The organism is Nocardioides exalbidus, from assembly GCF_900105585.1.
In the GTDB taxonomy this organism is placed as follows: domain Bacteria; phylum Actinomycetota; class Actinomycetes; order Propionibacteriales; family Nocardioidaceae; genus Nocardioides; species Nocardioides exalbidus.
Window position 1 is genome coordinate 1,255,365 of sequence record NZ_FNRT01000002.1, and the last position, 22,117, is coordinate 1,277,481.

General features: G+C 72.0%; 10 protein-coding genes and 1 pseudogene. 4 read left to right on the forward strand and 7 right to left on the reverse strand.

From position 1 onward, the window contains the following. Positions 1 to 56 precede the first annotated feature (56 nt). A complete protein-coding gene (locus BLV76_RS06395) occupies positions 57 to 812 on the forward strand; it encodes a hypothetical protein (protein ID WP_090968383.1) in 756 nt (251 codons plus the stop codon). Here BLV76_RS06395 and BLV76_RS06400 read toward each other — a convergent pair. From BLV76_RS06400 to BLV76_RS06410, 3 genes are all read right to left on the reverse strand, one after another. Further along, a complete protein-coding gene (locus BLV76_RS06400; RefSeq protein ID WP_090968384.1) occupies positions 802 to 2,553 on the reverse strand; it encodes a sensor histidine kinase in 1,752 nt (583 codons plus the stop codon). The two genes, BLV76_RS06395 and BLV76_RS06400, sit on opposite strands and share 11 nt — an antisense overlap. A gap of 134 nt (positions 2,554 to 2,687) precedes the next feature. Then, complete coding sequence (locus BLV76_RS06405) at positions 2,688 to 3,536, reverse strand: M15 family metallopeptidase (protein ID WP_245734569.1); 849 nt, start codon at positions 3,534 to 3,536, stop codon at positions 2,688 to 2,690. 4 nt (positions 3,537 to 3,540) lie between these two features. Continuing rightward, entirely contained in the window at positions 3,541 to 5,328 is a 1,788-nt protein-coding gene (locus tag BLV76_RS06410) for a sensor histidine kinase (protein ID WP_090968385.1), read from the reverse strand. Positions 5,329 to 5,444: 116 nt separating this feature from the next. Here BLV76_RS06410 and BLV76_RS06415 point away from each other — a divergent pair, with 116 nt between their 5' ends. From BLV76_RS06415 to BLV76_RS06425, 3 genes are all read left to right on the forward strand, one after another. Then, positions 5,445 to 6,590: an acyl-CoA dehydrogenase family protein gene (locus BLV76_RS06415; RefSeq protein ID WP_090968386.1), complete on the forward strand. Its 1,146-nt coding sequence runs from the start codon at positions 5,445 to 5,447 to the stop codon at positions 6,588 to 6,590. Positions 6,591 to 6,592: 2 nt separating this feature from the next. Continuing rightward, positions 6,593 to 7,183 (forward strand): RNA 2',3'-cyclic phosphodiesterase, encoded by a 591-nt coding sequence (thpR, locus tag BLV76_RS06420; protein WP_245734570.1) that lies wholly within the window; start codon positions 6,593 to 6,595, stop codon positions 7,181 to 7,183. A 165-nt stretch (positions 7,184 to 7,348) separates the two neighbouring features. Then, positions 7,349 to 8,083 carry a VIT1/CCC1 transporter family protein gene (locus BLV76_RS06425; protein WP_217630280.1) on the forward strand — a complete coding sequence of 245 codons (735 nt, stop codon included), beginning with the start codon at positions 7,349 to 7,351 and terminating at the stop codon, positions 8,081 to 8,083. Positions 8,084 to 8,101: 18 nt separating this feature from the next. Here BLV76_RS06425 and pntB read toward each other — a convergent pair whose 3' ends face one another. The 4 genes and pseudogenes from pntB to BLV76_RS22445 all read right to left on the reverse strand — a co-directional run bounded on the left by pntB (position 8,102) and on the right by BLV76_RS22445 (position 22,108). Then, positions 8,102 to 9,514 (reverse strand): Re/Si-specific NAD(P)(+) transhydrogenase subunit beta, encoded by a 1,413-nt coding sequence (gene pntB, locus BLV76_RS06430; protein WP_090968387.1) that lies wholly within the window; start codon positions 9,512 to 9,514, stop codon positions 8,102 to 8,104. Positions 9,515 to 9,518: 4 nt separating this feature from the next. Next, positions 9,519 to 11,068, reverse strand: a pseudogene (locus BLV76_RS06435) (Re/Si-specific NAD(P)(+) transhydrogenase subunit alpha). Between the two features lie 128 nt (positions 11,069 to 11,196). Beyond that, complete coding sequence (locus tag BLV76_RS06440) at positions 11,197 to 16,293, reverse strand: alpha-L-rhamnosidase-related protein (protein ID WP_090968388.1); 5,097 nt, start codon at positions 16,291 to 16,293, stop codon at positions 11,197 to 11,199. Between the two features lie 4 nt (positions 16,294 to 16,297). Beyond that, positions 16,298 to 22,108 (reverse strand): family 78 glycoside hydrolase catalytic domain, encoded by a 5,811-nt coding sequence (locus tag BLV76_RS22445; protein ID WP_090968389.1) that lies wholly within the window; start codon positions 22,106 to 22,108, stop codon positions 16,298 to 16,300. Positions 22,109 to 22,117 lie beyond the last annotated feature (9 nt).

Below are 22,117 nucleotides of genomic sequence, written 5' to 3' on the forward strand. Positions count from 1 at the left end.
CCGACCGACCGGGTCGTCCCGTGGTGGGATCACTGGCCGGAGGTCGAGGGAGGAACATGCGCAGGACCTGGCACGTCGCTGCCGCCGTCGCGCTCACCACTGCGGTGACCGGCTGCGGGGTCGTCGACGACCTCAGGACCACCGGCTTCGCCAAGCAGGACGGCGCCGAGATCGCCACCGAGGCGAGCCGGGCGATGGCCGACGTGACGAGCATGCGCCTGACCGGCCAGGTCCGCGTCGGCGGCAACCCGATCCTGCTCGACCTCAGCATGGACGAGCAGTCGTGCACCGGCTCCATGCGCTTCGACAAGGGCCACTTCGCCGTCCGACGCGTGGGCAAGGAGGCCTGGGTCAAGGGCGACGCGACCGCCTACAGCCGGATCGCCGCCACCCCCCTGTCGAGCGCCGCCCTCGGCCGGCTCAGCACCACGTGGATCGCGGTCGACGACAGGTCGGTCCTCCGGCTGTGCGACCTCGACTCGTTCCTCGACTCCTTCACCCTCGTCGAGCCCTCGACGGCGAAGGGCACGAAGGGGAGGAAGGGGACGAAGGGGGGCGAGGACGCGACGCCGGCGTCCGGGGTCTCGCTCGACAACGTCTCCGTCGGCGAGGAGACGAGCCAGGACGGCGACCGCGTCGTGCCGATCCTGACCACACCGACCGAGACCGTCTGGGTGCTCAGCAAGGCGCCCCACTACGTGATCCGGGTCGAGGACGCCACTCCGCGCACCGGTGGCTCGGTCAACTTCTCGGAGTTCAACCGCGACGTCGTCGTCGAGGCGCCGAGGGCCCAGGACGTCTTCACGCCCTGAAGCGCAGCCTCACGGTGGTCCCGCGACCGAGGACCGACTCGACCTCGACGTCGCCGCCGATGCGCTGCATGATCTGGCGCACGATGCCGAGCCCGAGGCCGGTGCCCGGGCGCATCAGCGCCTCCTCGTTGGTGGAGCGGAAGAGCGGGTCGAACAGGTCGACCTGGTCGGCGTCGGAGATCCCGATGCCCTCGTCGCGGCAGGTGAAGGTGACGCCGCCGTCGTCGCGCCGCTCGACCCCGAGCCAGATCTCGTCGCCGGAGTCGGAGTACTTCACCGCGTTGTCGACGAGGTTGGCCACGGCGCTGGAGATCTCGCGCGAGTCGGCCAGCACGATCGTCGAGCCGGTCTCGCCGACGAGGTGGAGGGTGATGCCGGCCCGCTCGGCGACGGCGGCCATCGAGGAGATGGTGTCCTCGACGACACCGAGCAGGTCGACCTCCTCGAGCGCCGGCGCGTTCTGCGGGTCGCTCACCCGGGAGAGCATCGCGAGCCCGTCGAGCAGGTCACCGAGGCGCTCGGTCCCGCGCAGGATGGCCTGCGCGCGCTTGACGTCCCGCTCATCGGCGAGGTCGTTGGTGGCGAGGAACTCGGCGTTGGCGGCGATCACCGTCATCGGGTTGTTGATCTCGTGGGTCAGCTCCCGCAGGAACCGGTAGCGCGACTCCTCGAGCTCGCGCAGCTCGCCCAGCAGCCGTCGCTCGCGCTGGGTGGCGTGGGCGTTGGCGAGCGCGCGACCGAGGTCGTGCCCGAGCTCCAGGGCGGCGAGCGACTCACCGTCGGTCCAGCGCCGCGACCCGGTGCGCCGGGCGCACACGATCATCCCGAGCACCTGGTCGTCGACCCCGACGGGCGCGACGACCAGCGTCTCGAACCCGGCCGTCGCGAGCGCCGTGGTGAACCAGTCGGCGTACGCCGCCTCGACCTCGCCGTCGCCCCAGACCAGGCCCGGCTCGATGATGACCACGCGGTTCGGCTGGGTCCACGCCCGGATCGCCGCGGCCTGCAGCGCCCGGCGTACGTCGAGGTCGAGCTCCAGGCTCAGCCCGTCGGTCGTCTCGATCTCCCCGGCGATGAACACGTCGATCTCGAGCTCGTCGACCGAGAGCGCCTCGACGAGGGCCTTGCGCGCCTCGCGGAGCAGGTGGCCGACGTCGTGGCGCGCCGGGCTGGACTGCACCATCACCCGTGCCGCGCGGATGCTGCGCGCGAGGTGGGCGAACTCCTCGCGCTCGATCACCGCGAGGATCGTGCCGAGGGTCAGCGACAGGGTGTCGGTCAGCGCCTCGAAGCGCGTGCGCGACAGGCGGCGGAGGCCGAAGGGCTCGTCGAGGTAGAGCAGGGCCCGCAGCGCGCCGCCCTCGTCGCGCACCTCGGCGACGAGCATGTCGAGCGGGTGCCAGTCGCCGTCGTCGTCGGTGCGCGGGATGTCGGGCACCCACGAGGCGTCGCGCAGCGCCTCCTCGACCCCGGGCGAGTAGGCGTCCTCGGCGACGAAGGTCCACTCCCCGTGGGTCACGCCGTCGTCGATCGCGGCGATCATGTCCTCGACGCGGGAGCCGGTCCCGAGCAGCTGGGCGGATCCCTCGGGCTCACCCGTGATGGCCACGAACTCGAGCAGGCCCTGCGGCCGCACGACCTCGAGCGCGCCGACCTTGAAGCCCGCCCGGGCGGCGGCGTCCGCGGTGATCTCGTGCAGCAGCGCACGCGCCCGCGCACCGCCCCAGCTCGAGTCCCGCATCCTGTCCCCGCCCACCAGATCCACCGGGGGCCGTCTCCCATGCCGATCCCCACGGGGGATCGTACGGCCAGGCCGAGCGTGGCCGGGAGGATTTTGCCCTCGATTCCAACCACTGGTCGGCCGTGCCGACGCCGCTACAGGCCGTTCTGGCTGAAGTGCATGTAGTCCTTGGATGAGCGCCAGGACCCGCCCCACTCCCACCCGATGCGGGCGAAGGCGCGCACCACCGGACCGTCCGGGGTGATCATCCCGGCCCGCACCCGGTCCCGGCGGAGGTACGACGACGCCAGCTCGGGCAGCACCACGTCGCCCTTCTGGTAGGGGTTCTGGAACGAGTCGATGTCGATCGCGAGGCCGTAGGCGTGCTGGGAGAAGTACGTCGCCCCCGTCGACGGGCGGCACACGAAGGCGCTCGTCTCGTTGCCGTCGCCGGTCGAGGGCGCGTCGGGGTCGTAGGTCCGGGCGATCGCGAGGCGCTCCTGCGGGAAGCGCACCCGGTAGAGCGTGCGGAAGACCTGGACGAGGTCGTCGGCCACGGCACTGTTCACGAGCAGCTCGCCGGTGTGGCGCTGGGCGTCGAAGCCCCAGAACACGACCCGCACCCAGGCCAGGTCGCTCGCTGCGACCGGGCAGCCCTCCTGCCACGTCGAGCGGGCGATCACCCGGCGCGGGGCCGGCGAGACGACCCTGCTCGCGAAGCCCGTGCCGGGCAGCATCCGCACGTCGTCGGGCAGGGTCCACCGGCGGTGGCGCATCACCGACGGGGTCGGGCGGACCTCGCCGTTGCCGGTGGCGGGATCGTCGGGCAGGAGCCTCGTGCCGAGCCAGCGCGGTGCGACGCTGCCCCAGCCGGTCGCCGCCTGCGGCTGCGTGCCGTCGACGCTCGGCTGGGCGGCCGGCGCGCGGTCGTCGTACGTCACCGGGGTGCCGGTGGCGACCAGCACGACCTGCAGGACGGCGGCGGCGAGCGCGGTGACGGACACCCCGTCACGCTACGTCGGCGGGCGACCCGACCGGGAGCCACACCGTGAAGGTGGTGCCCTCGCCGAGCACGGAGGCCACGTCGATCGTGCCGCCGTGGCCCTTCACGACGCGCTCCATGATCGCCAGTCCGAGGCCGGTGCCGGGACGCTTGCGCGCCTCGGGGTCGGGCGCGCGGAAGAACGGCGTGAAGACGTGCTCGAGCGCGGACTCCGCGATGCCGATGCCCGAGTCGGCGCAGACCAGGCACACCCCGGCAGCGCCGTCGGACTCGCGTGTCGCCGGCTTGAGGCAGACCCGGACCTCACCGCCGTCGGGGGTGTACTTGCAGGCGTTGGAGACCAGGTTGGCGACCATCCGCTGCAGCCCGTCCGGCTCCCCCACGACCACCAGGCCGTCGGCGACCTCCGTGCGGAGGGCGACCCCTCCACTGGTCGCGGTCGGCGCGAGGAACTCGCACGTGTCGCGCACCAGGGCGGACAGGTCGACCGTCGCGATGTCGGCCGACCGGTCGGTGTCGCTCACGGTGGCGAGCGCCATCAGGTCCTCGATCATGCTGGCGATCCGGCGGGAGGCGCGGTCCATCGCGTCCATCGACTCCCCGATGGGGCCGTCGGTCGACTCGGGCACGTCCATCGCGAGCATCTCGAGGTGGGAGAAGAGCACGCTGACCGGGTTGCGCAGCTCGTGCGCGAGGGTCAGGACCATGTCGCGCCGGTAGTCGCTGATGTCGCGGATCTCGGCGTTGAGCTCGCGCTCGCGCTGCATCAGCCGAGCCTCGAGGACCACGGTCGCCACGTCGCTCGCGACGGACTTCGCGGCGTTGATCTCGGAGTCGATCCAGCGCGGTTCGTCGGGGGCGCGACCGAGGCCCATGGAGCCGAGGTACTCCTCGCCCATGCCGATCGGCACCAGGAGCCACGACCCGACCCCTCGGTGCGCCATCGCCTCGGCGAGCACCTCGGGCGTGGCGACCGACCGCTCGGTCACCCCCCAGGTCTCGGTGGGCTCGACCACCAGGTGCCCGCGGCGGAGCCAGACCCGCCGCATGTGCTCCTCGAAGAAGACCTTGTAGGGCTCGAGCGCGGGAGCCGGCGCCCCCGACAGCAGCACGTCGACGGTGTCGACCTGCATCGACGAGACCATCGCTCGCGACAGCTCCCCGAGGAACTCGCCGATCTCCAGCCCCGGCGCGACGCTCTGCCGTGCGGCGCGCGCCTGCGACACCATCCGCACCTGCTCGCCGTAGAGCTCGCGCTCGACGATGCTCACCACGGCCTCGCACAGCACGGCGATCTCGCTGTTGACCGCGGCCATCGTGCCCTGCGTGGGCCGGCGCCCGGAGAGGGGCTCGTCGAGGTAGAGCGTGCCGCGCAGCTCACCGTCCTCGTTGGTGAGCAGCTGCACGAGCCGGTCCTCGCCGGTCCAGGCGTCGGGGAGGTCGGAGGGCGGCAGGTCGGGGATGTGGCCGTAGCCGGCGAGCCACTCGCGGGTGTCGTCGTCCATCGCCTCGCCCGGGATGAACCTCCATCCCTCCATCTCGGTGCTGAAGGCGAGGATGCGGTCGAGGTCGAGCGGGGAGGCCTTCCCCAGCAGCTCGTCGTGCGCGTCGGCGTCGCCGGCGATGGCGACGAACTCGAGGTTGCCGTCGGAGCGGAGCGCCTCGATGGCGACCACCTTGAAGCCCGAGCGGCGCGCGGCGTCCTCCGCGATGGCATGCAGGACGGCGCGTTGGGCATCGTTGCCCCACGCCTCTCCTCTCGGACGCGTCCACGTCCCCCTGTTCGCGGCCATGCGATCCCACCCCCGGAAACGTGCCGTCGCTGCGAGGTTACGTCGCGCTGCCCACCCGCGTGGGTGACTTCGGTGAGAATGACCCGAAGAGGTGACTGGCTAGTAACATCCGGGCCATGAAGCGTGAGATCTACGACGAGGACCACGAGGCGTTCCGCTCCTCGGTGAAGCAGTTCCTGGACCGCGAGGTGGTGCCGCACCTCGAGACGTACGCCGAGCACCACGGGCTCGACCGTGAGTTCTGGCTCGCCGCGGGTAGGCAGGGCTTCCTCGGCCTGGAGATCCCGGAGGAGTTCGGCGGCTCCGAGGCCGGCGACTACCGGTTCAACGCGGTGCTCACCGAGGAGCTCGCGAAGGTCAACATGACCCTGCCGAGCTGCGTCGGCATCCACGCCGACATCACGGTGCCCTACCTCGTGCACCTCACCGACGACGAGCAGAAGGCGCGCTGGCTGCCGCAGGCCGCGACGGGCGAGCTGGTCACCGCCATCGGCATGACCGAGCCCGGCGGCGGCTCCGACCTGGCCAACCTCAGGACGACCGCCGTGCGCGACGGCGACGACTGGATCATCAACGGCTCCAAGACCTTCATCACCAACGGCGGCTCCGCCGACCTCGTGCTCGTCGCAGCGCGCACCAGCCCGGAGAAGAAGGCCAAGGGCATCTCGCTCTTCGCCGTCGACACCACGCTCGACGGCTTCAGCGTCGGCCGCGTGCTCGACAAGGTCGGCCAGGACGAGTCCGACACGGCCGAGCTCGCCTTCGAGAACGTCCGCGTCAGCAACGACGACCTCGTCGGTCCGCTCGACACCGGCTTCATCTCGATGATGCAGTTCCTGCCGCAGGAGCGCCTCGGCTCGGCCATCACCAACCTGGCCCACGCCAAGCAGATCCTGCTCGAGACCGTGCAGTACGCCAAGGACCGCCAGGCGTTCGGGCAGCCCATCGGCTCCTTCCAGAACACCCAGTTCCTGCTGGCCGACCTCGTCACCCGCATCGACGTCACCGAGGCCTTCGTCGACCAGTGCGTGCTGGCCCACACGAAGAAGGAGCTGACACCGGTCGACGCCGCCAAGGCGAAGTGGTGGACCTCGCAGGTCCAGAACGACGTCCTCGACCACTGCGTGCAGGTCCACGGCGGCTACGGCTTCATGAACGAGTACCGCGTCGCCCGCGCCTGGCGCGACGCCCGCGTCACGAAGATCTGGGCCGGGTCCAACGAGATCATGAAGATGCTGATCGGGCGCGACCTGGGGCTCTAGGCATGGTGCGCATGTTCGTCGCGGTGGTCCCGCCGCCGGAGGTGGTCGAGCACCTCGAGGAGTTCCTGTCCTTCCGCCGGGAGGCGGCCAGCTTCCGGTGGTCGGACCCCCGCCAGTGGCACGTCACGCTCGCCTTCGCCGAGGACGTCGCCGACCGCAGCCTCGACGACCTCGACGACCGGCTCACCGCGGTCGCGGGTCGTCGTACGCCCTTCGGGTTGCGGGTCGCCGGCGGCGGGGCCTTCCCGGACCCCGACCGGGCCCGGGTGCTCGTCGCCGGGCTCGACACGTCTGAGGAGTCGGACGCGGCCCTGGACGCGCTGTCGACCGCGTGCCGGCAGGCGATGTCGGCCGCCGGGGCGCGCGTCGACGGCCAGCGGTTCCGACCCCACCTCACGCTCGGGCGGCTCGCCCGACCGGACAACGTCACGTCGTGGGTGCGCCTGCTCGACGCGTACGACGGCCCGGCCTGGGTCGTCGACGAGGTCGCCCTGGTCGCCTCCCACCTCGGTGAGGGCCCGCGCCGCCGGCCCCGCCACGAGGTCGTCGCGACGTACCCCCTCCGCCGAGCGGGCACTCCCTCCCCGTCCTGAGCGCCGACCGGGCACTCCCTCCCCGTGTAGCGCGATGAAGTGCCCGGTCGACGTGCCGGACGGGGACGACGTGCCCGGTCGGCGTGCCGGACGGGGACGACGCGCCCGGTGAGCGGAGGCTGACCTACGTTGCGAGGCGCGCCCGGCCGGAGTTGGATCGAGGGCGTGAGCCTTGAGATCGGGACCGACGAGGAGCCGCAGCACTGGCACGATGCCGTCGACGACGACGTGAGCGGCCGGCTGAACTGGCTGCGGGCCGGGGTGCTCGGCGCCAACGACGGCATCGTGTCGACGGCCGGGGTCGTGATGGGCGTCGCGGGCGCCACCGACGACAGCGGGACGATCCTCATCGCGGGCATTGCCGCACTGACCGCGGGTGCGCTGAGCATGGGCGCCGGGGAGTACGTCTCGGTCAGCACGCAGCGCGACTCCGAGCGCTCGATCCTCGCGATGGAGCGCAGGGAGCTCGAGCAGATGCCGCAGACCGAGCAGGAGGAGCTCGCCCGGATGTACCGCGAGAAGGGCCTCACGCCCGAGACCGCGGAGAAGGTCGCCGAGGAGCTCACCGCCCACGACGCGCTCGAGGCGCACGCCGACATCGAGTTCGGCATCGACCCCGACTCCCTCACGAACCCGTGGCACGCGGCGCTCGCCTCGATGGTCGCCTTCACGCTCGGCGCCCTGCTGCCGCTGCTGGTCGTGGCGTTCGTGCCCGACGCCGCCCGCGTGGTGACCACCGTCGTCGTGGTCGCGCTGGCGCTCGCCGGCGCCGGTGCGGTCAGCGCCAGGCTGGGCTACAGCCCGCGCCTGCCCGCGGTCGCGCGCAACGTGGGTGGCGGCCTGCTCGCGATGGGCGTGACCTACCTGATCGGCATGTTCGCCGGCGTCCACCTCGGCTGAGGCGTCACCCGCCCGCCCTCAGGAGAGGGCGGCGACGATCTCGTTGACCTTGTCCTTGGCGTCGCCGAAGAGCATCTGCGAGTTCTCCTTGAAGAACAGCGGGTTCTGCACGCCGGCGTAGCCCGTGGCCATCGAGCGCTTGAAGACGATCACGTCGCGGGCCTTCCACACCTCGAGCACCGGCATGCCGGCGATGGGCGAGCCGGGCTCCTCGAGGGCGGCCGGGTTGACGGTGTCGTTGGCACCGATCACGAGCACGACGTCGGTGTCGGCGAGGTCGTCGTTGATCTCGTCCATCTCGAGCACGATGTCGTAGGGGACCTTGGCCTCGGCGAGGAGGACGTTCATGTGGCCGGGCAGGCGACCCGCCACGGGGTGGATGCCGAACCGGACGTCGACGCCCTTGTCGCGCAGCCTCCGGGTCAGCTCGGCGACGGGGTACTGCGCCTGGGCGACCGCCATCCCGTAGCCCGGCGTGATCACCACCGACGAGGCGTCGGCGAGGAGGGCGGCGACGTCGCCGGCCTGGATCTCGCGGTGCTCGCCGTAGTCGCGGTCCTCGGCGGGACCGCCGTCGGAGCCGAAGCCGCCCGCGATGACGCTGACGAACGAGCGGTTCATCGCCCTGCACATGATGTAGCTGAGGATCGCACCGGACGATCCGACGAGCGCGCCGGTGATGATCAGCAGGTCGTTGCCGAGCATGAAGCCGGCGGCGGCCGCGGCCCAGCCGGAGTAGCTGTTGAGCATCGACACCACGACGGGCATGTCTCCGCCGCCGATGGCCGCGACGAGGTGGAAGCCGAGCACCAGCGCGAGCACGGTCATGAGGGCCAGCGGGGCCGCGCCGATCCAGCCGTCGGCGTTCATGAACCACACCATCAGCAAGGCGGACGCCACCAGGATCGCGAGGTTGAGCAGGTGCCGGCCCGGCAGCGTGACCGGCGCGGACTTCATCTTCGCGCTGAGCTTGAGGTTGGCCACGATCGAGCCGGTGAAGGTCACCGCGCCGATGAAGACGCCGATGAAGACCTCGCCGTTGTGCACGGCGTCGGCGTGGCCGCCGTAGTCGGCCACCTCGATCCAGGTGTTGTAGCCGACCAGCACCGCGGCGAGGCCGACGAAGCTGTGCATCATCGCGATGAGCTCGGGCATGCCCGTCATCTCGACGCCGCGCGCCAGCCGGACGCCGATGACCGCACCGACCGTGCCCGCGACGAGGATGATCCCGACGCCGACCCAGCCGGCGGTGCTGCCGAAGTCGGAGACCTGGTCGAGCACCAGCAGCAGGGTGGAGACGACGGCGAGGGCCATGCCGGCCATGCCGAGCTGGTTGCCGCGACGGGCCGTCTCGTGCTTGCTCAGCCCGGCGAGCGCGAGGATGAAGAGGAGCGCCGCGAGGATGTAGGCGCCCTGGACGAACTGCACCACCGGCTCAGCCCTTCTGGAACATGTTGAGCATCCGCCGGGTGACCGTGAAGCCACCGAAGACGTTGATGCTGGCGAGCAGGATGGCCACCCCGGCGATCACCTGGACCGCGGGGTTCTCGATCGGTGCCTGCAGGATCGCGCCGACCACGATGATCCCGCTGATGGCGTTGGTGACGCTCATGAGCGGGGTGTGCAACGCGTGGTGGACGTTGCCGATGACGTAGAAGCCGATGACGACGGCGAGCACGAAGACGGTGAGGCTCGGCAGGAAGTACGCCGGCGCGGTCGAGGCGAGCGCGAGGAAGACCACGGCGGCCAACCCGGCGGCGTACAGCCTCCGGCGCGGGTCCGGCGGAGCCTTCTCCACGACGGGAGCCTGCTCACCCCACCGGCCGCGACCGGCGCGGCCGGGGCCGCGGAGACCTGCACGGGCGGCGGCGGCCACATCACCTCGGCGCTGTCCCCCCGGGCGAGCGTGACCGCGATGCCGCGCTGGATCACGTCGTCGGTGTCGAGGGTCAGCACGCCGTCCTTGCCGGGCGTGAGCAGCTTGAGGAGGTTGACGACGTTGGTGCCGTAGAGCTGGCTGGTCTGGGCAGCGAGGCGTCCGGCGAGGTCGGTGTAGCCGAGGACGGTGACGCCGTTGTCGGTGACCACGCGCTGGTCCGTGACCGTCGCGGCGACGTTGCCGCCGTTGGCCGCGGCCATGTCGACGACGACCGAGCCCGGCTTCATCGCGGCCACCGTCTCGGCGGTCACCAGCTGCGGCGCGGGGCGGCCCGGGATCAGCGCGGTGGTGATGACGATGTCGGCGGCGCGCGCCTCCTCGTCGTACATCGCGGCGGTGGCGGCCTCCTGCTCGGCGGTCATCTCCTTGGCGTAGCCGTCGGAGGAGACCTCCTGCTCCATGTCGACCGTGACGAACTGCGCGCCCATCGACTCGACCTGCTCGGCCACCTCGGGGCGTACGTCGAACGCGCGGACGATCGCGCCCAGCGAGCCGGCGGCACCGATGGCGGCGAGGCCGGCGACACCGGCCCCGACCACGAAGACGCGCGCGGGCGGGACCTTGCCGGCGGCGGTGACCTGGCCGGTGAAGAGCCGGCCGAACTCGTGGGCGGCCTCGATCACGGCGCGGTAGCCCGCGACGTTGGCCATCGACGAGAGCACGTCCATCGACTGGGCACGCGAGATGCGCGGCACGGCGTCCATCGCGAGCCCGGTGACGCCTGCGGCGGCGAGCTGCGCGACGAGCTCGGGGCTGCGGGCGGGCGCCATCAGGCTGATGACCGTCGCGCCGCTGCGCAGCGAGGCGATCTCGGCCTCGGTGGGCGCGTTGACCTTCACCACGACGTCGCTGCCCCACACCTCGTCGGCGGTGACGACCTGCACCCCGGCGTCGGTGAACGCGCGGTCGGGCTGGTCGGCCGCCGCACCCGCGCCGGCCTCCACCACCACGTCGTAGCCGAGCGCGGCGAGCTGCGCCGCCGTCTTCGCCGTGGCCGCGACGAGGGTCTCGCCGGGTCGTGACTCGCGTGGGATGCCGATGCGCACTGCTGCCTCCTGGGTGGGGGCTCCGACCTGGTCGGGACCGGAGCGGCGTGCGGGCCGGGGCACAACGTACCGAACGCCGTGCCCCTCACCGCACCGTCCCACGTGACGTGGACCACGTGGCCCCCCCGTCAGGCCGGCTTCGGCCTCACGACCCGGACCCGGGTCCTGACGAGGACGTCTCCCGACCGGTCGAGCACTCGCAGGACCACCTTCCCGGAGAGCCCCTTCGGCACGACCCGGGTGAGCGAGGCCTTGCCGTCCTTCACCCTCACGGTGCCGAGCTTCTTGCCACCCAGCGTGATCGTCACCCGGCGCACGTCCAGGTCGCGGACCCGGATCCTCAGCCTGGCGCCCGCTCGCACGGTGTCCCTGACCTTCACCGTCGGCTCCACGCCGGGGGTCGGCGTCGGGGTGGGGGTCGGGGTGGGGGTCGGGGTGGGGGTCGGGGTGGGGGTGGGGGTCGGCGTGGGCGTCGGCTCGGGCGTCCCGGCCGCCACGACCTCGTAGTCGAGGGTCGCGGTCGCCCGGTTGCCGGCCCGGTCGACCACCTTCTGGGTGAGGGTGTGCGCGCCGAGGGCCGTCGAGTACCCCGTGAGGGTGCAGGAGGCGACGCCGGAGGTGGCGTCGGTGGCCTGACAGGCAGGCTCGGCCGGGACCTCGCCCTCGGTGACCTCACCGGTCGGGAAGTCTCCGAAGGACGGGACCGGCGCGGTGGTGTCGACCTTCACCGCGAGCTCCTGCACCTCGGAGGCGTTGCCCGCCGCGTCGGTGGCGGAGTAGCGCACGACGTGGCTGCCGTCGGTGGTCACGGCCACCGGACCGTCGTACGCCGCCATCGGGGCGTCGTCGAGGGCGACCCGGACCGCGAGGCCGGCGTCGGTGTCGTCGATCGCGGTCACCTCGACCTCCGTCGGCGCCGTGATCCAGCCGTTGCGGCCGTAGACCGTGGAGTCGACCGGTGACGCGGACACCGTCGGGGCACGCTCGTCGAGGACGGACTCCGGGGCCGGCGAGACCCAGACGTCGGTCAGCGAGGCGTCGTAGAACTCGTCGTCGCCGCCGCGGTAGAGGTACGTCACGGTGACCTTGCCGTCGCCGTCCGCGTCCAGCGCCTCCGGCTCGTCGACGAGGACCTGGTAGCTCGCGAGCGTGTTGCCGACGACGCCCTCGTTGGGCACGAGGTACTTCACCCGCTGTACGAGCACGTCGTCCACGAGCACCTGGTAGGCCTTGGGCCGGTTCTGCACCGCTGCGACGGTGGAGGCGGCCGAGGTGTCGGCGGTCTCGCGCATGGTGAGCACGAACGGCTCGCCGGACTCGACGGCCAGGTCGAGGCTGAACCAGCTGCCGTCGCGCGACCAGGTGAAGCGTCGGGTCAGCCCGCCCTCGGAGCTGGTGCCGCCGACCGGGATGGTCGACCGGTAGCCCCACCGGAGGTTGTGCGCGGTCTCGGTCGGGCCGGGACGCACGTTGGCCTGGCTGTTGCCGGTCGAGCCGGATCCGCCGTCGCCGAGGTCGACGAAGTCGGTCGCGCCCGGCACCGCCCCTGCGCCCGTGGCGTTCCAGCCCTGGCCCTGCGGGCCGTACCACTTCACGCGGGTCGCGCTGGTGCCCGTGGCGAGCACGGACCCGCGGTCGGTGAAGTCGACCGTCACGGACTGCATGATCGGCAGCCAGTGGCGCCCGCCGCCGTGCACCGTCACCGGCACGTCGACACTGCCGCCGGCGGGGATCGTCACCAGTCGCGACGGCGCGCCGGCCTCGAGGACGTCGTCCACGGATCGCGCCACGGCACGACCGGTCACCGGCGCGGTGCCGTCGTTGCGCACCGTCGCGGTCGCCGTCCACTGGCCCGTCGCGGGGTAGGCGCCCGCCCGGTCGCCGACCACGACCGAGGAGATCGCCACGTCCGCGGCGACCTTCGCGAAGCCGGTGACCGAGGTGGTCGAGGTCCGCTCCTGGTCGCCGTAGGTCACCGTGGCCCGCACCTCGGCGTCGTACGTCGACCCGCTGCGCGCGCCCTCGGGCACCTCGATGCTGAAGGGCAGCTCGGCGGTCCCGCCGACGGCGACGTCGGTGGCGGTGAGCGCGATCGGGTCGGTGAGGCCCGGCACGTCGAGCACGGCGTCGACCGTGTCGAGCGCGGCGGTGCCGGTGTTGGCGACCTGCACGACTCCGTCCACCCGCTGGCCGGGCCGGACGGTGCCGGCCTTGGCGAGGGTGACGGTCGCCGGCGGCGACGCGGCGGTGAAGGCGTGCTCGCCGGCGGAGACCCGCACGACCGTCTCGCCGGACCCGTCGTCGACGCTCACGTCGAGCACCCCGTCGGCGTCGTCGAGCGACTGGCCGTCGAGGGTGATGTCCTCGGCGACCGTCGTCGGGAGGTGCACCTGCGCGACGGTGCCGGTGGGCACGGTCACCGCGAGGTCGTACGTCGTCGGGTCGCTCGCGTCGATCGCGACCGCGATCTCGCCGTTGACGCTGTGCACGTCGGCGGAGACCTTCTTCATGGTCCCGAGCTGGGGCCGCACGGCGAACTCCGTGAAGCCGGGCTCGACCTGCTGGATGCCCGCGGCGTAGCGGCTCATCATCGTGAGCGGGCCGCCGGTCCAGGCGTGGTTGAAGGTGCCGGCCGCGTCCTGCTCGGGCCCGGCGAAGAACTCCCAGAGCGTGGAGTGCTCGGTGCTGTTGACCATCGGCGCGTAGCGGTCCTTCATCCGCGCCATCGCGTCGTCGGCGTAGCCCATCAGGTAGAGCGCCTCGAGGACGTACTTGTCCATGTAGGGGCTGGACTTCTTGATGTTCACCAGCACGTCGCGGATCTGCTCGTACTGCGCCGGCTTCGCCAGCCCGGAGTAGACGGCGAGCGCGTTGGCACGGTCGTCGGCGCGACCGTCACCGGTGGACTCGTAGAAGCCCTTGCCGGGCACCCAGAGCTTGTCGATGTTGGCGCGGATCGAGTCGGCGCGGCCCTGCATCCACACGACGTCGGCGTCGGTGGCGGCCACGCCGGTCTCGGCGGCGGACTTCAGGGTCGAGTCCAGCGCGATGTAGTACCAGAGCGTGTCGATGAGCCGGCCGTCCTCGCCCGAGCCCCAGTCGTGCCAGTGCCAGGTGCCCCCGTGGTCGTGCTGCAGCAGGCCGTCGGGCGCCATGTTGTAGGTCCGCAGGTAGGCGACCGACGGCGCGTAGGTCTCGTCGAGCACCGACTCGTCGCCGGAGTACTCGTAGAACATCCAGAAGCTCATCAAGGCGGTGAGCGACTGCGCGGGCAGCTCGGAGAACGAGGCGGCCGGCGCCTGCGTCGGGATCAGGTCGCCGTTGCGGAAGCCCATGATGTTGCTGATGCCCTTGCGGCCGAGCGCGGCGGCCGACGGGTCGAGGGCGTAGAACGCCTCCTCGAGCTCGTTGGTCGCGTCACCCCACCACTGCGAGCGCTCGCGGTCCGGGCAGTCCATGTAGGAGTCGCGCATCGTGACGTAGAGGGTGTCGCGCGCCATCGTCCAGAGCTTGTCCATGTAGGGGTCGTCGGAGGTGAACGTGCCGTCGAACTCGGTGTCGTAGCCGGAGAACCGGTAGCCGATCTCCTCGACCTGGGCGCCGGCCGGTGCGGTGACGATGAGCTTGTCGCCGTTCATCCACACGAGCGACTCGTAGGCCTGGGCGCCCGCCTTCGTGACGTACTCGGCCTGCACGGCCTGCTCGGTGCCCGAGCCCTTCACGGTCGCGTGGTCGGTCTTGAGGCCGATCGTCCGGCCGGCCTCGGTGCCGGCGGCGAGCCGCACCCACGGGGTGAGCTGGTGGTTGACCGGCAGCCGCATCTCGTACGTCGTCACGCCACCGCTGGTGGTCGCGCTGACCTTCGGGTCGGTGACCGGCACGGTCACCAGGTCGTCGAACTTCAGCAGCGGGATCGGGTTGTCGACGAGCAGGTTCCACGGCGAGGAGCCCTCGTTGCCTGCCGTCACGGCTGCCGGCCAGGCGGAGTCGTCGAAGGCGGCGCTCGTCCAGCCGTCCCAGCCGGCGACCTCGGCACGGGCGTCGTACTTCACGTTCGGCTCGGCGAGGCGGTAGTTGGGCTGCACGCCCATCGAGCCGTAGGCGTCGAGGTCGAGCGCCTTCCACGTGTCGTCGGAGCGCAGGTCGAGGTCGGTGGACTCGAGGAAGAGCCCGGCGCGGCCGGAGTACGGCCCGGCGTAGCCGCCCTTGCCGTAGGAGACGGCGAGGACCGCGAGGGTGTTCTCGCCGGAGCGCAGCCAGGGCCGCAGGTCGACGTTGTCGACGTAGGAGTCGGACTTGTTCGGGCCGCGCTTCACGCTGCCCTCGAAGACGACGAGCTCGCCGTTGAGGTAGAGCCAGTACTTCGTCTCCGCAGCGATCCGGGCGTTCACGGTCGCGGGCAGCGCCTCCACGTCGGCGACCTCGAACGAGGTGCGGAAGGCCGTCCAGCTGTTGACCGACGTGGCGTCGTCGCTCCAGATCCAGTACGCGTCGTCGGGCGAGTCCGGCACGGTGCAGACCTCCACGATGCCCAGTCCGGGCCAGCCGGCGGCGGTGGCACCGGCGGTGCCGGGCTGGCGGCCGTCGAAGTCGTCAGCGTAGAGGTAGCGGCCGTTCGACAGGTGGCGCACGACGAGGTTGTCGAGGGTGCCGGTCTCGGCGCCGGAGAGCCGGACGCCGACGGTTCCGGAGGCCGGGAGCCAGGGTCGGCTGTACTGCGCGACCTGCACGTCGTCGACGACGACGGTCACCTGCTGGCCGCTCACCTCGATCCGGAAGTGGAACGGCTGGCCGGGCACCAGGGTCCCGGCGGGGAGGGGGATGGTGCCGTCGGCCTGCCAGCCGCCGTTGTTGAGCCGCAGCGGGCCGAGGGAGTTCTGGCCCGCGGAGAACTGCAGCGACGGGCCGTTGTTGCCGCTCTGCCGGAACGACACGGCCACCGTGTTGGACGTGGTGGCGTCGCCCTCGATGGCGTAGTCGGTCCAGGCCGACGCCTGCGCCGGCGCGAGGTAGCCGCCGTCGTAGGTGTCGGCTCCGGTCCCGCCGGTCGCCGGCAGGCCCAGCAGCACGACGTTGTTCGTGCCGGTGTCGAGCGCCTTGCCGCACACGCGCGGTGGCGCTGCCTGGGCCGGAGCCGCGCTCCCGAGCACGACGACGAGGCCGGAGACCAGGAGGGCGAGGAGCGCGGTGCAGGCCGGGAGGAGCGGGCGGGTCGTGCGTGGCATGGCGTCAGACCCCCTTCACGATCCGCCTGGACGACGTCGCCTTCGACACCGACGCCGAGCCGAGGTAGCGGACGACGACCTTGTGCGTGCCCCTGCGGACGAGGAGCGACGCCGAGGCCTTGCCGTTCTTCGCCAGCCTCACGGTGGCGACGACCTTGCCGTCGACGACGAACCGCACCTTGCCGGTGGCCTTCACGCCGGGCGCCGTGACCTTGGCGGTGACCGACACCCTCGTGCCGGCCCTCACCTTGGTCCTCGAGACCTTCGCGGTGACGGTGGCGGACGCCTTGCGGACCGGTGCCGTCGCGACGGAGGTCGCGCTGGCCGGGGTCACGCCCGACTTGCTCGCCGTCACCCGCACGGAGAGCCGGCGCCCGCGGTCGGCCACCCCGACGGCGTACGACGACGAGGTGGCGCCCGCGATCGGCGAGCCGTCGCGCAACCACTGGTAGGCGTGCTGCAGGCCACCGGTGCTCCACGACCCGGTGGTCGCGGTGAGCTTCTGACCGATCCGGGCGGTGCCCGACACCTGCGGCGCGAGGACCGAGGTCACGACCTCGGGCGTGCCCGGGTTGGTCGGCGGCGCGGCGGCCAGGGACAGCACCGCCTGCCTGACGGGCTCGGCGTTGCCGGCCACGTCGGTCGAGGAGTACTGGACCACGTGGTCACCGACGCCCTCGACGAGCACCGGGGCGCTGCCGGCGACCTGCCAGGCACCACCGTCCACGCGGTAGCGCGTCGTGGCGACCCCGCTGACGGCGTCGGTGGCGGCGAGGGCGAGGGTCGCCCGGTCGGCTCCCGTCGCGCCCTTGTCCGTGGTGACCGACAGCTGCGTGCTCGGCGCGGTGGCGTCGATCCCGACCGTGAGGGTCCGCGTCGTGGACGCGTTCCCCGCGGCGTCGGTCGCCCGGTAGGACAGCTCGTGCTCGCCCTCGCCGGTGACGGTCACCGGTCCGACGTAGTCCTGCCACCCGGCGCCGAGCCCGGTCTGGGCGACCGGCGTGTCGTCGCGGTTGTCGACGGTGTCGACCCGGACGCCGACGTCGGAGCGGTACCAGCCGTTGCTGCCCTGGTTGCCCGACGCGACGGTCGCCGAGACGTCCGGCGACTGGGTGTCGTCGGGGACCTCGAGGACCCACAGGTCGGCGATCGACGGGTCGCCCTGGCTGGAGCCGTCCGCGGGGAACTCGAAGCGGATCCGGACGTTGCCGTCGTTGCCCACCAGGGACGGGTGGTCGATGAGGGCGTCGTAGACCTTGATGCCCTGGCCGCCCTCGGTGCGCGGTACGAGCTGCGCCCGCACGAGCACGCCGTCGACGTAGACGTCGTAGTCCTTGGTGACGGCCTTGTCGAAGGTCTCCACCCCCCGCAGCACGAACGGCTGGCCGGCCGGCACGTCGATGGTCGCGGAGAACCACGAGCCCGGGACCGCGGAGTTGGAGTACCGACGGCTGAGGCCGGCCTCGCTGCTGGTGCCGCTGCTCGGGGAGGCCTGGATGCCGTGGGCGCTCTCCGAGGCGGTGTTGCCGAAGTCGACGTGGTCGAGCACGTCCGCCCCGGGGGGCCGCGGCAGGTCGACGGTGATGGAGGTGTCGCGGCTGGCGAGCACGTCACCGCGGCGGACCACCGAGACCCCCGCCCGGACCGCACCGCCGACGAGGTCGAGCGGCACCACGACGGGGACCGCGAGGGTCACCGTCGCACCGGCCGGCACGAGGGTGTCGGACGAGGGCACGGACCTCCAGCCCTGCGGCAGGGTCACCGCCGCGTGCGCCCGCACGTCGGCGGAGCCCGTGTTGGTGACCGGGACCGACACCGTGGCGTGCTCGCTCCGGTCAGCGCCGTCGACGACCGTGGTGGGGTCGCCGATGGTGAGGCCCGAGGTCACGGTGGCCCAGTCGGCCGTCGACTGCTCGACGGTGAAGGTGTCGTCACCGGCGGTGTAGGTCAGCGACAGCGCGGCGTCGTGGCCACCGGGCTTCGCGTCCTCGGGCACGGTGACGGTGACCGGCAGCTGCAGGGTCGTCCCCGCACCCACGGGTCCGCCTGCGACCGGGGCGTCGCCGAGCCCGTCGACCGACACCGTCCCGGTGATCCCGGTGAGCGGCAGCGATCCGTCGTTGGTCACGTCGACCGTCCCGGAGATCGTGCCTCCGGGGAGGACGGCGCCGGGCACCGGCGGCAGCGTCATGGTGACGCCGAGCGCCGTGGTCAGCGCGAGCACGAGGCTGTTCTCGATGGCACCGAGACTGCCGTCGAGCGAGCTCTTCACCGGTCCGGCGACCGACGACGAGGCGAGCCAGGACCGCAGGTCGCGCAGCTCGGAGCGAGCCGCCCGGAGCGCGGTGGTGGACGCCGAGCCGTCGCTGTCGACCGCGGCGAGCAGCGCGTCGGAGACGTGCCCGCGGACGGCGTCGATGCCCCCGTCCATCGCGCCGCGGTCGCCCGCGGTGAGGTCGCCGTCGTCAGCGAGGACGCCGACGTGCGCCTGCAGGGCGTCGAGCTGCTCGAGGATCGAGCCGAGCCGCGAGTTGCCGGCCACCACGTCGAAGTCGTAGCTGCCGGACCCGACCGTCACGGTGACGGTGTCGCCGTCGTCGACCACGGACTGCACGCCCTCGACGTCGTCGAGCAGCGCACCGCCCTCGAGGACGGCGTACGCGTTGTCGGCCGGGAGCACGACCTCGGCCGTGGTGCCGACCGGGACCTGCGCGGCGAGCGTCATGCCGTCGTCGGTCAGGGCCCAGTCGGTCGAGATCGGACCGAACGCCGAGGCGAGGTCACCGGCGCCGTGGGTCAGGCCACCGCCGACGACGGGGGCGATCCGCGACACCTTGTAGCCGGCCTCGACGGCCGTGATCCCCCCGATGTTCTGGTACATCCAGTCGCCGACCGCGCCGTAGGCGTAGTGGTTGAAGGAGTTCATCTCCACCGGCCCGAACGAGCCGTCCGGCATGATCGAGTTCCAGCGCTCCCACATCGTGGTGGCGCCCTTCTCGATCTCGTAGCCCCAGGACGGGTAGTCCTTGTGCATGAGCATCGTGTAGGCGAGGTCGTCGCGGCCGATGCTGCTGAGGGCGGGGAGCAGCCAGGGCGTGCCGAGGAACCCGGTGGTCAGGTGGTTGTTGCTCGCGGCGAGCTTGGCGACGAACTTGTCGGCCACCTTCTGGCGCAGGGCGGGGTCCGCGACCATGTCCATGCCGAGCGCCATGGCGTAGCCGGCCTGGCTGTTGCCCTGGACCGTGCCGTCCGGCTGCACGAACGCGGCGACGAACGCCTGGCGCACCGCCGTCGAGAGCGCGGCGTAGTCAGCGGCGTCGGCGTCCTCGCCGACCGCGGCGGCCATCTCCGAGAGCATCCGGGCGTCCTCGGCGTAGTACATCGTGCCGAGCACGCCGACGCCGGTCGGGTCGTCCAGGTTGAGCCAGTCCTCCCAGTGCCCGCGACCGGAGTCGATCAGGTCGGCGCCGGCGCTGGTGCGGACGAAGCCGAGGAACTTCTCCATCGCGGCGTAGTTCTCCCGCACGATGCGGCCGTCGCCCCACGCCTTCCAGGTGGCGTACGGCACCGTGATGGCGGCGTCGGACCAGCCGAGGCCCGAGCCGAAGTCGCCGGCGTTGGGCACGACCGGGGCGATGCCCGGGACGTTGCCGTCGGTGTAGGCGGCGTCGCGCAGGTCGGTCATCCACTTGCCCAGGAACGACCGGGTGTCGCGCAGGTAGCTCGCCGTCGGCGCGAAGACGTTGATGTCGCCGGTCCAGCCGAGCCGCTCGTCGCGGGCAGGGGTGTCGGTCGGGATCGACAGGAAGTTGCCGCGCTGGCCCCACGAGATGTTGCTGACCAGCTGGTTGAGCATCGCGTCGGACGTCTCGAGGTCGCCGGTCGCGCGCAGGTCCGAGCCCCACACGACCCCGGTCACGTCGGCGAGCGCGGGCGCTGCCGTGGTGCCGGTGATCTCGAGGTAGCGGAACCCGTGCTGGGTGAACTTCGGCGTGTACGTCGCGGTCCCGGTGCTGGCGAAGGTGTAGAAGTCGGTGACCTTCGCCGAGCGCATGTTGGCGGTGTAGAGCGAGCCGTCGGGGTTGAGCTCCTCGCCGTAGCGGATCCGGACGGTCGTGCCGGCGCTGCCCTGCAGCCTCATCCGCGCGACGCCGACCATGTTCTGGCCGAGGTCGTAGATCTCGACGCCGGGCGCAGGCGTGGTGTGCTTCTTCGCGGCGATCTCCTCGGTCACCCGCACGGGCTCGTCGGGCTGCGGCACCAGGCGCGCGGTGGTGTTCGTCGCGCTCGTGACCTGGCCCCACGCGCCGTCGGCGAAGCCCGGCTCGTCCCAGCCGGTCTGCTCGGCGTTGGCGTCGTAGGTCTCGCCCTCGACGTTGTCGGCCTGCACGTAGGGGCCGAAGTGGCTCTTCCACGTGCTGTCGGTCGCGACGACCTGGGTCGACCCGTCGGTGTAGTCGATGCGCAGCTGGGCGATCAGGCCGAGGTCGGAGCCGTAGTTGTTGAAGCCGAAGGACGCGATCTTGCCCTTCCACCACCCGTCGCCGAGCTCCGCGCCGAACGCGTTGGCGCCGCTGCGCACCTGGTCGGTCACGTCGTAGGTCTGGTGCTGGATGCGCTTGCGGTACTCGGTCCAGCCCGGCGCCAGGAACTGGTCGCCGACCTGCTCGCCGTTGAGCCGCATCTCGTAGACGCCGTGCGCCGAGGCGTACACGCGCGCCGACTCGATCGTCTTGCCGGGCTCGGTGGTGAACGACGTCCTGAGGAGGGGCTTGTTGGAGTCGGGCGAGCGGTAGAGGACGTCCTTGCGGTCGGCGACGCGGAGCCCGCCGGCGGTCAGGGTGCCGCCGTCGAACGGGTTGCCGTCGGAGAAGTCGGTGTCGAGGAGCACGTCGCCGTTCTTGCGGGTGACGGTCACCTTCTTGATGTCGGCGGCCTCGTTGACGTTGCCGGCGTCGACGAAGTCCTGGCGGAAGCCGACGAACCCCTTGCTGAACGAGGTGTCGGTGCGCTGGTCGATCTGGGTGCCGTCGAGCAGGGTCGTGATGGTGCTGCCGTCGACGGTGACCGACAGGCGGTGCGTGCCGTCGAGCAGCTGGGCCGCGGTGATGCCGGGGATGAGCTTGTTGTCGAGGAGGGCGTAGCCGCCGTTCACGCGCTTGTGCGGGCGGAACCGCGGTGTGCCGTCCGCGACGGAGAGCTGCCACATGAGGGCGTTGCTGGTGTTGGCCGCGCGGATGAACACACCGACGGCCATGTCGGCGATGTCGAAGTCGATGTCGGCGGTGTAGTTGTCCCACCGGTCGACCTCGCCCGATGCGGACCGGCCGATCCAGTCGCCCTGCCAGTCGCCGGCGTCCAGCAGGCCGGTCTCGAAGGAGGCGGGCTCGCTCCACGCGGACGCCTCGTCGTCGCCGTTCCAGACCCGGACCTGCCAGGCGTAGCGGGTGCCCGACTCGAGGTCGGGGCCGCCGTAGGCGACGTCGACCTGCTGGTCGGACACGACCTTCCCGGTGTCCCACAGGGTGCTTCCGCCGAGGTCACCCTCGCTCGCGGCGACGCGGACCTGGTAGGCCGACTGCACCGCGCCGCGGCCCGTCGACGTGGAGTGCCACGACAGGCTCGGGGCGTCGCCGGGGATGCCGATCGGGTCGACCCGGGCGTTGGTCTCGAGCCCGGTGACCGTCAGCGGGGTCGCCGCCGCGGCCGCCGTCGGCTCGTCGGCCGAGGCCGCGGTCGGCGCGAGGGCGCCGAGCCCCACGGTCAGCGCCAGCGAGCCGACGAGCAGGCGCGCGAGGTGGGGTGCACGGGACATGCGGGTGCC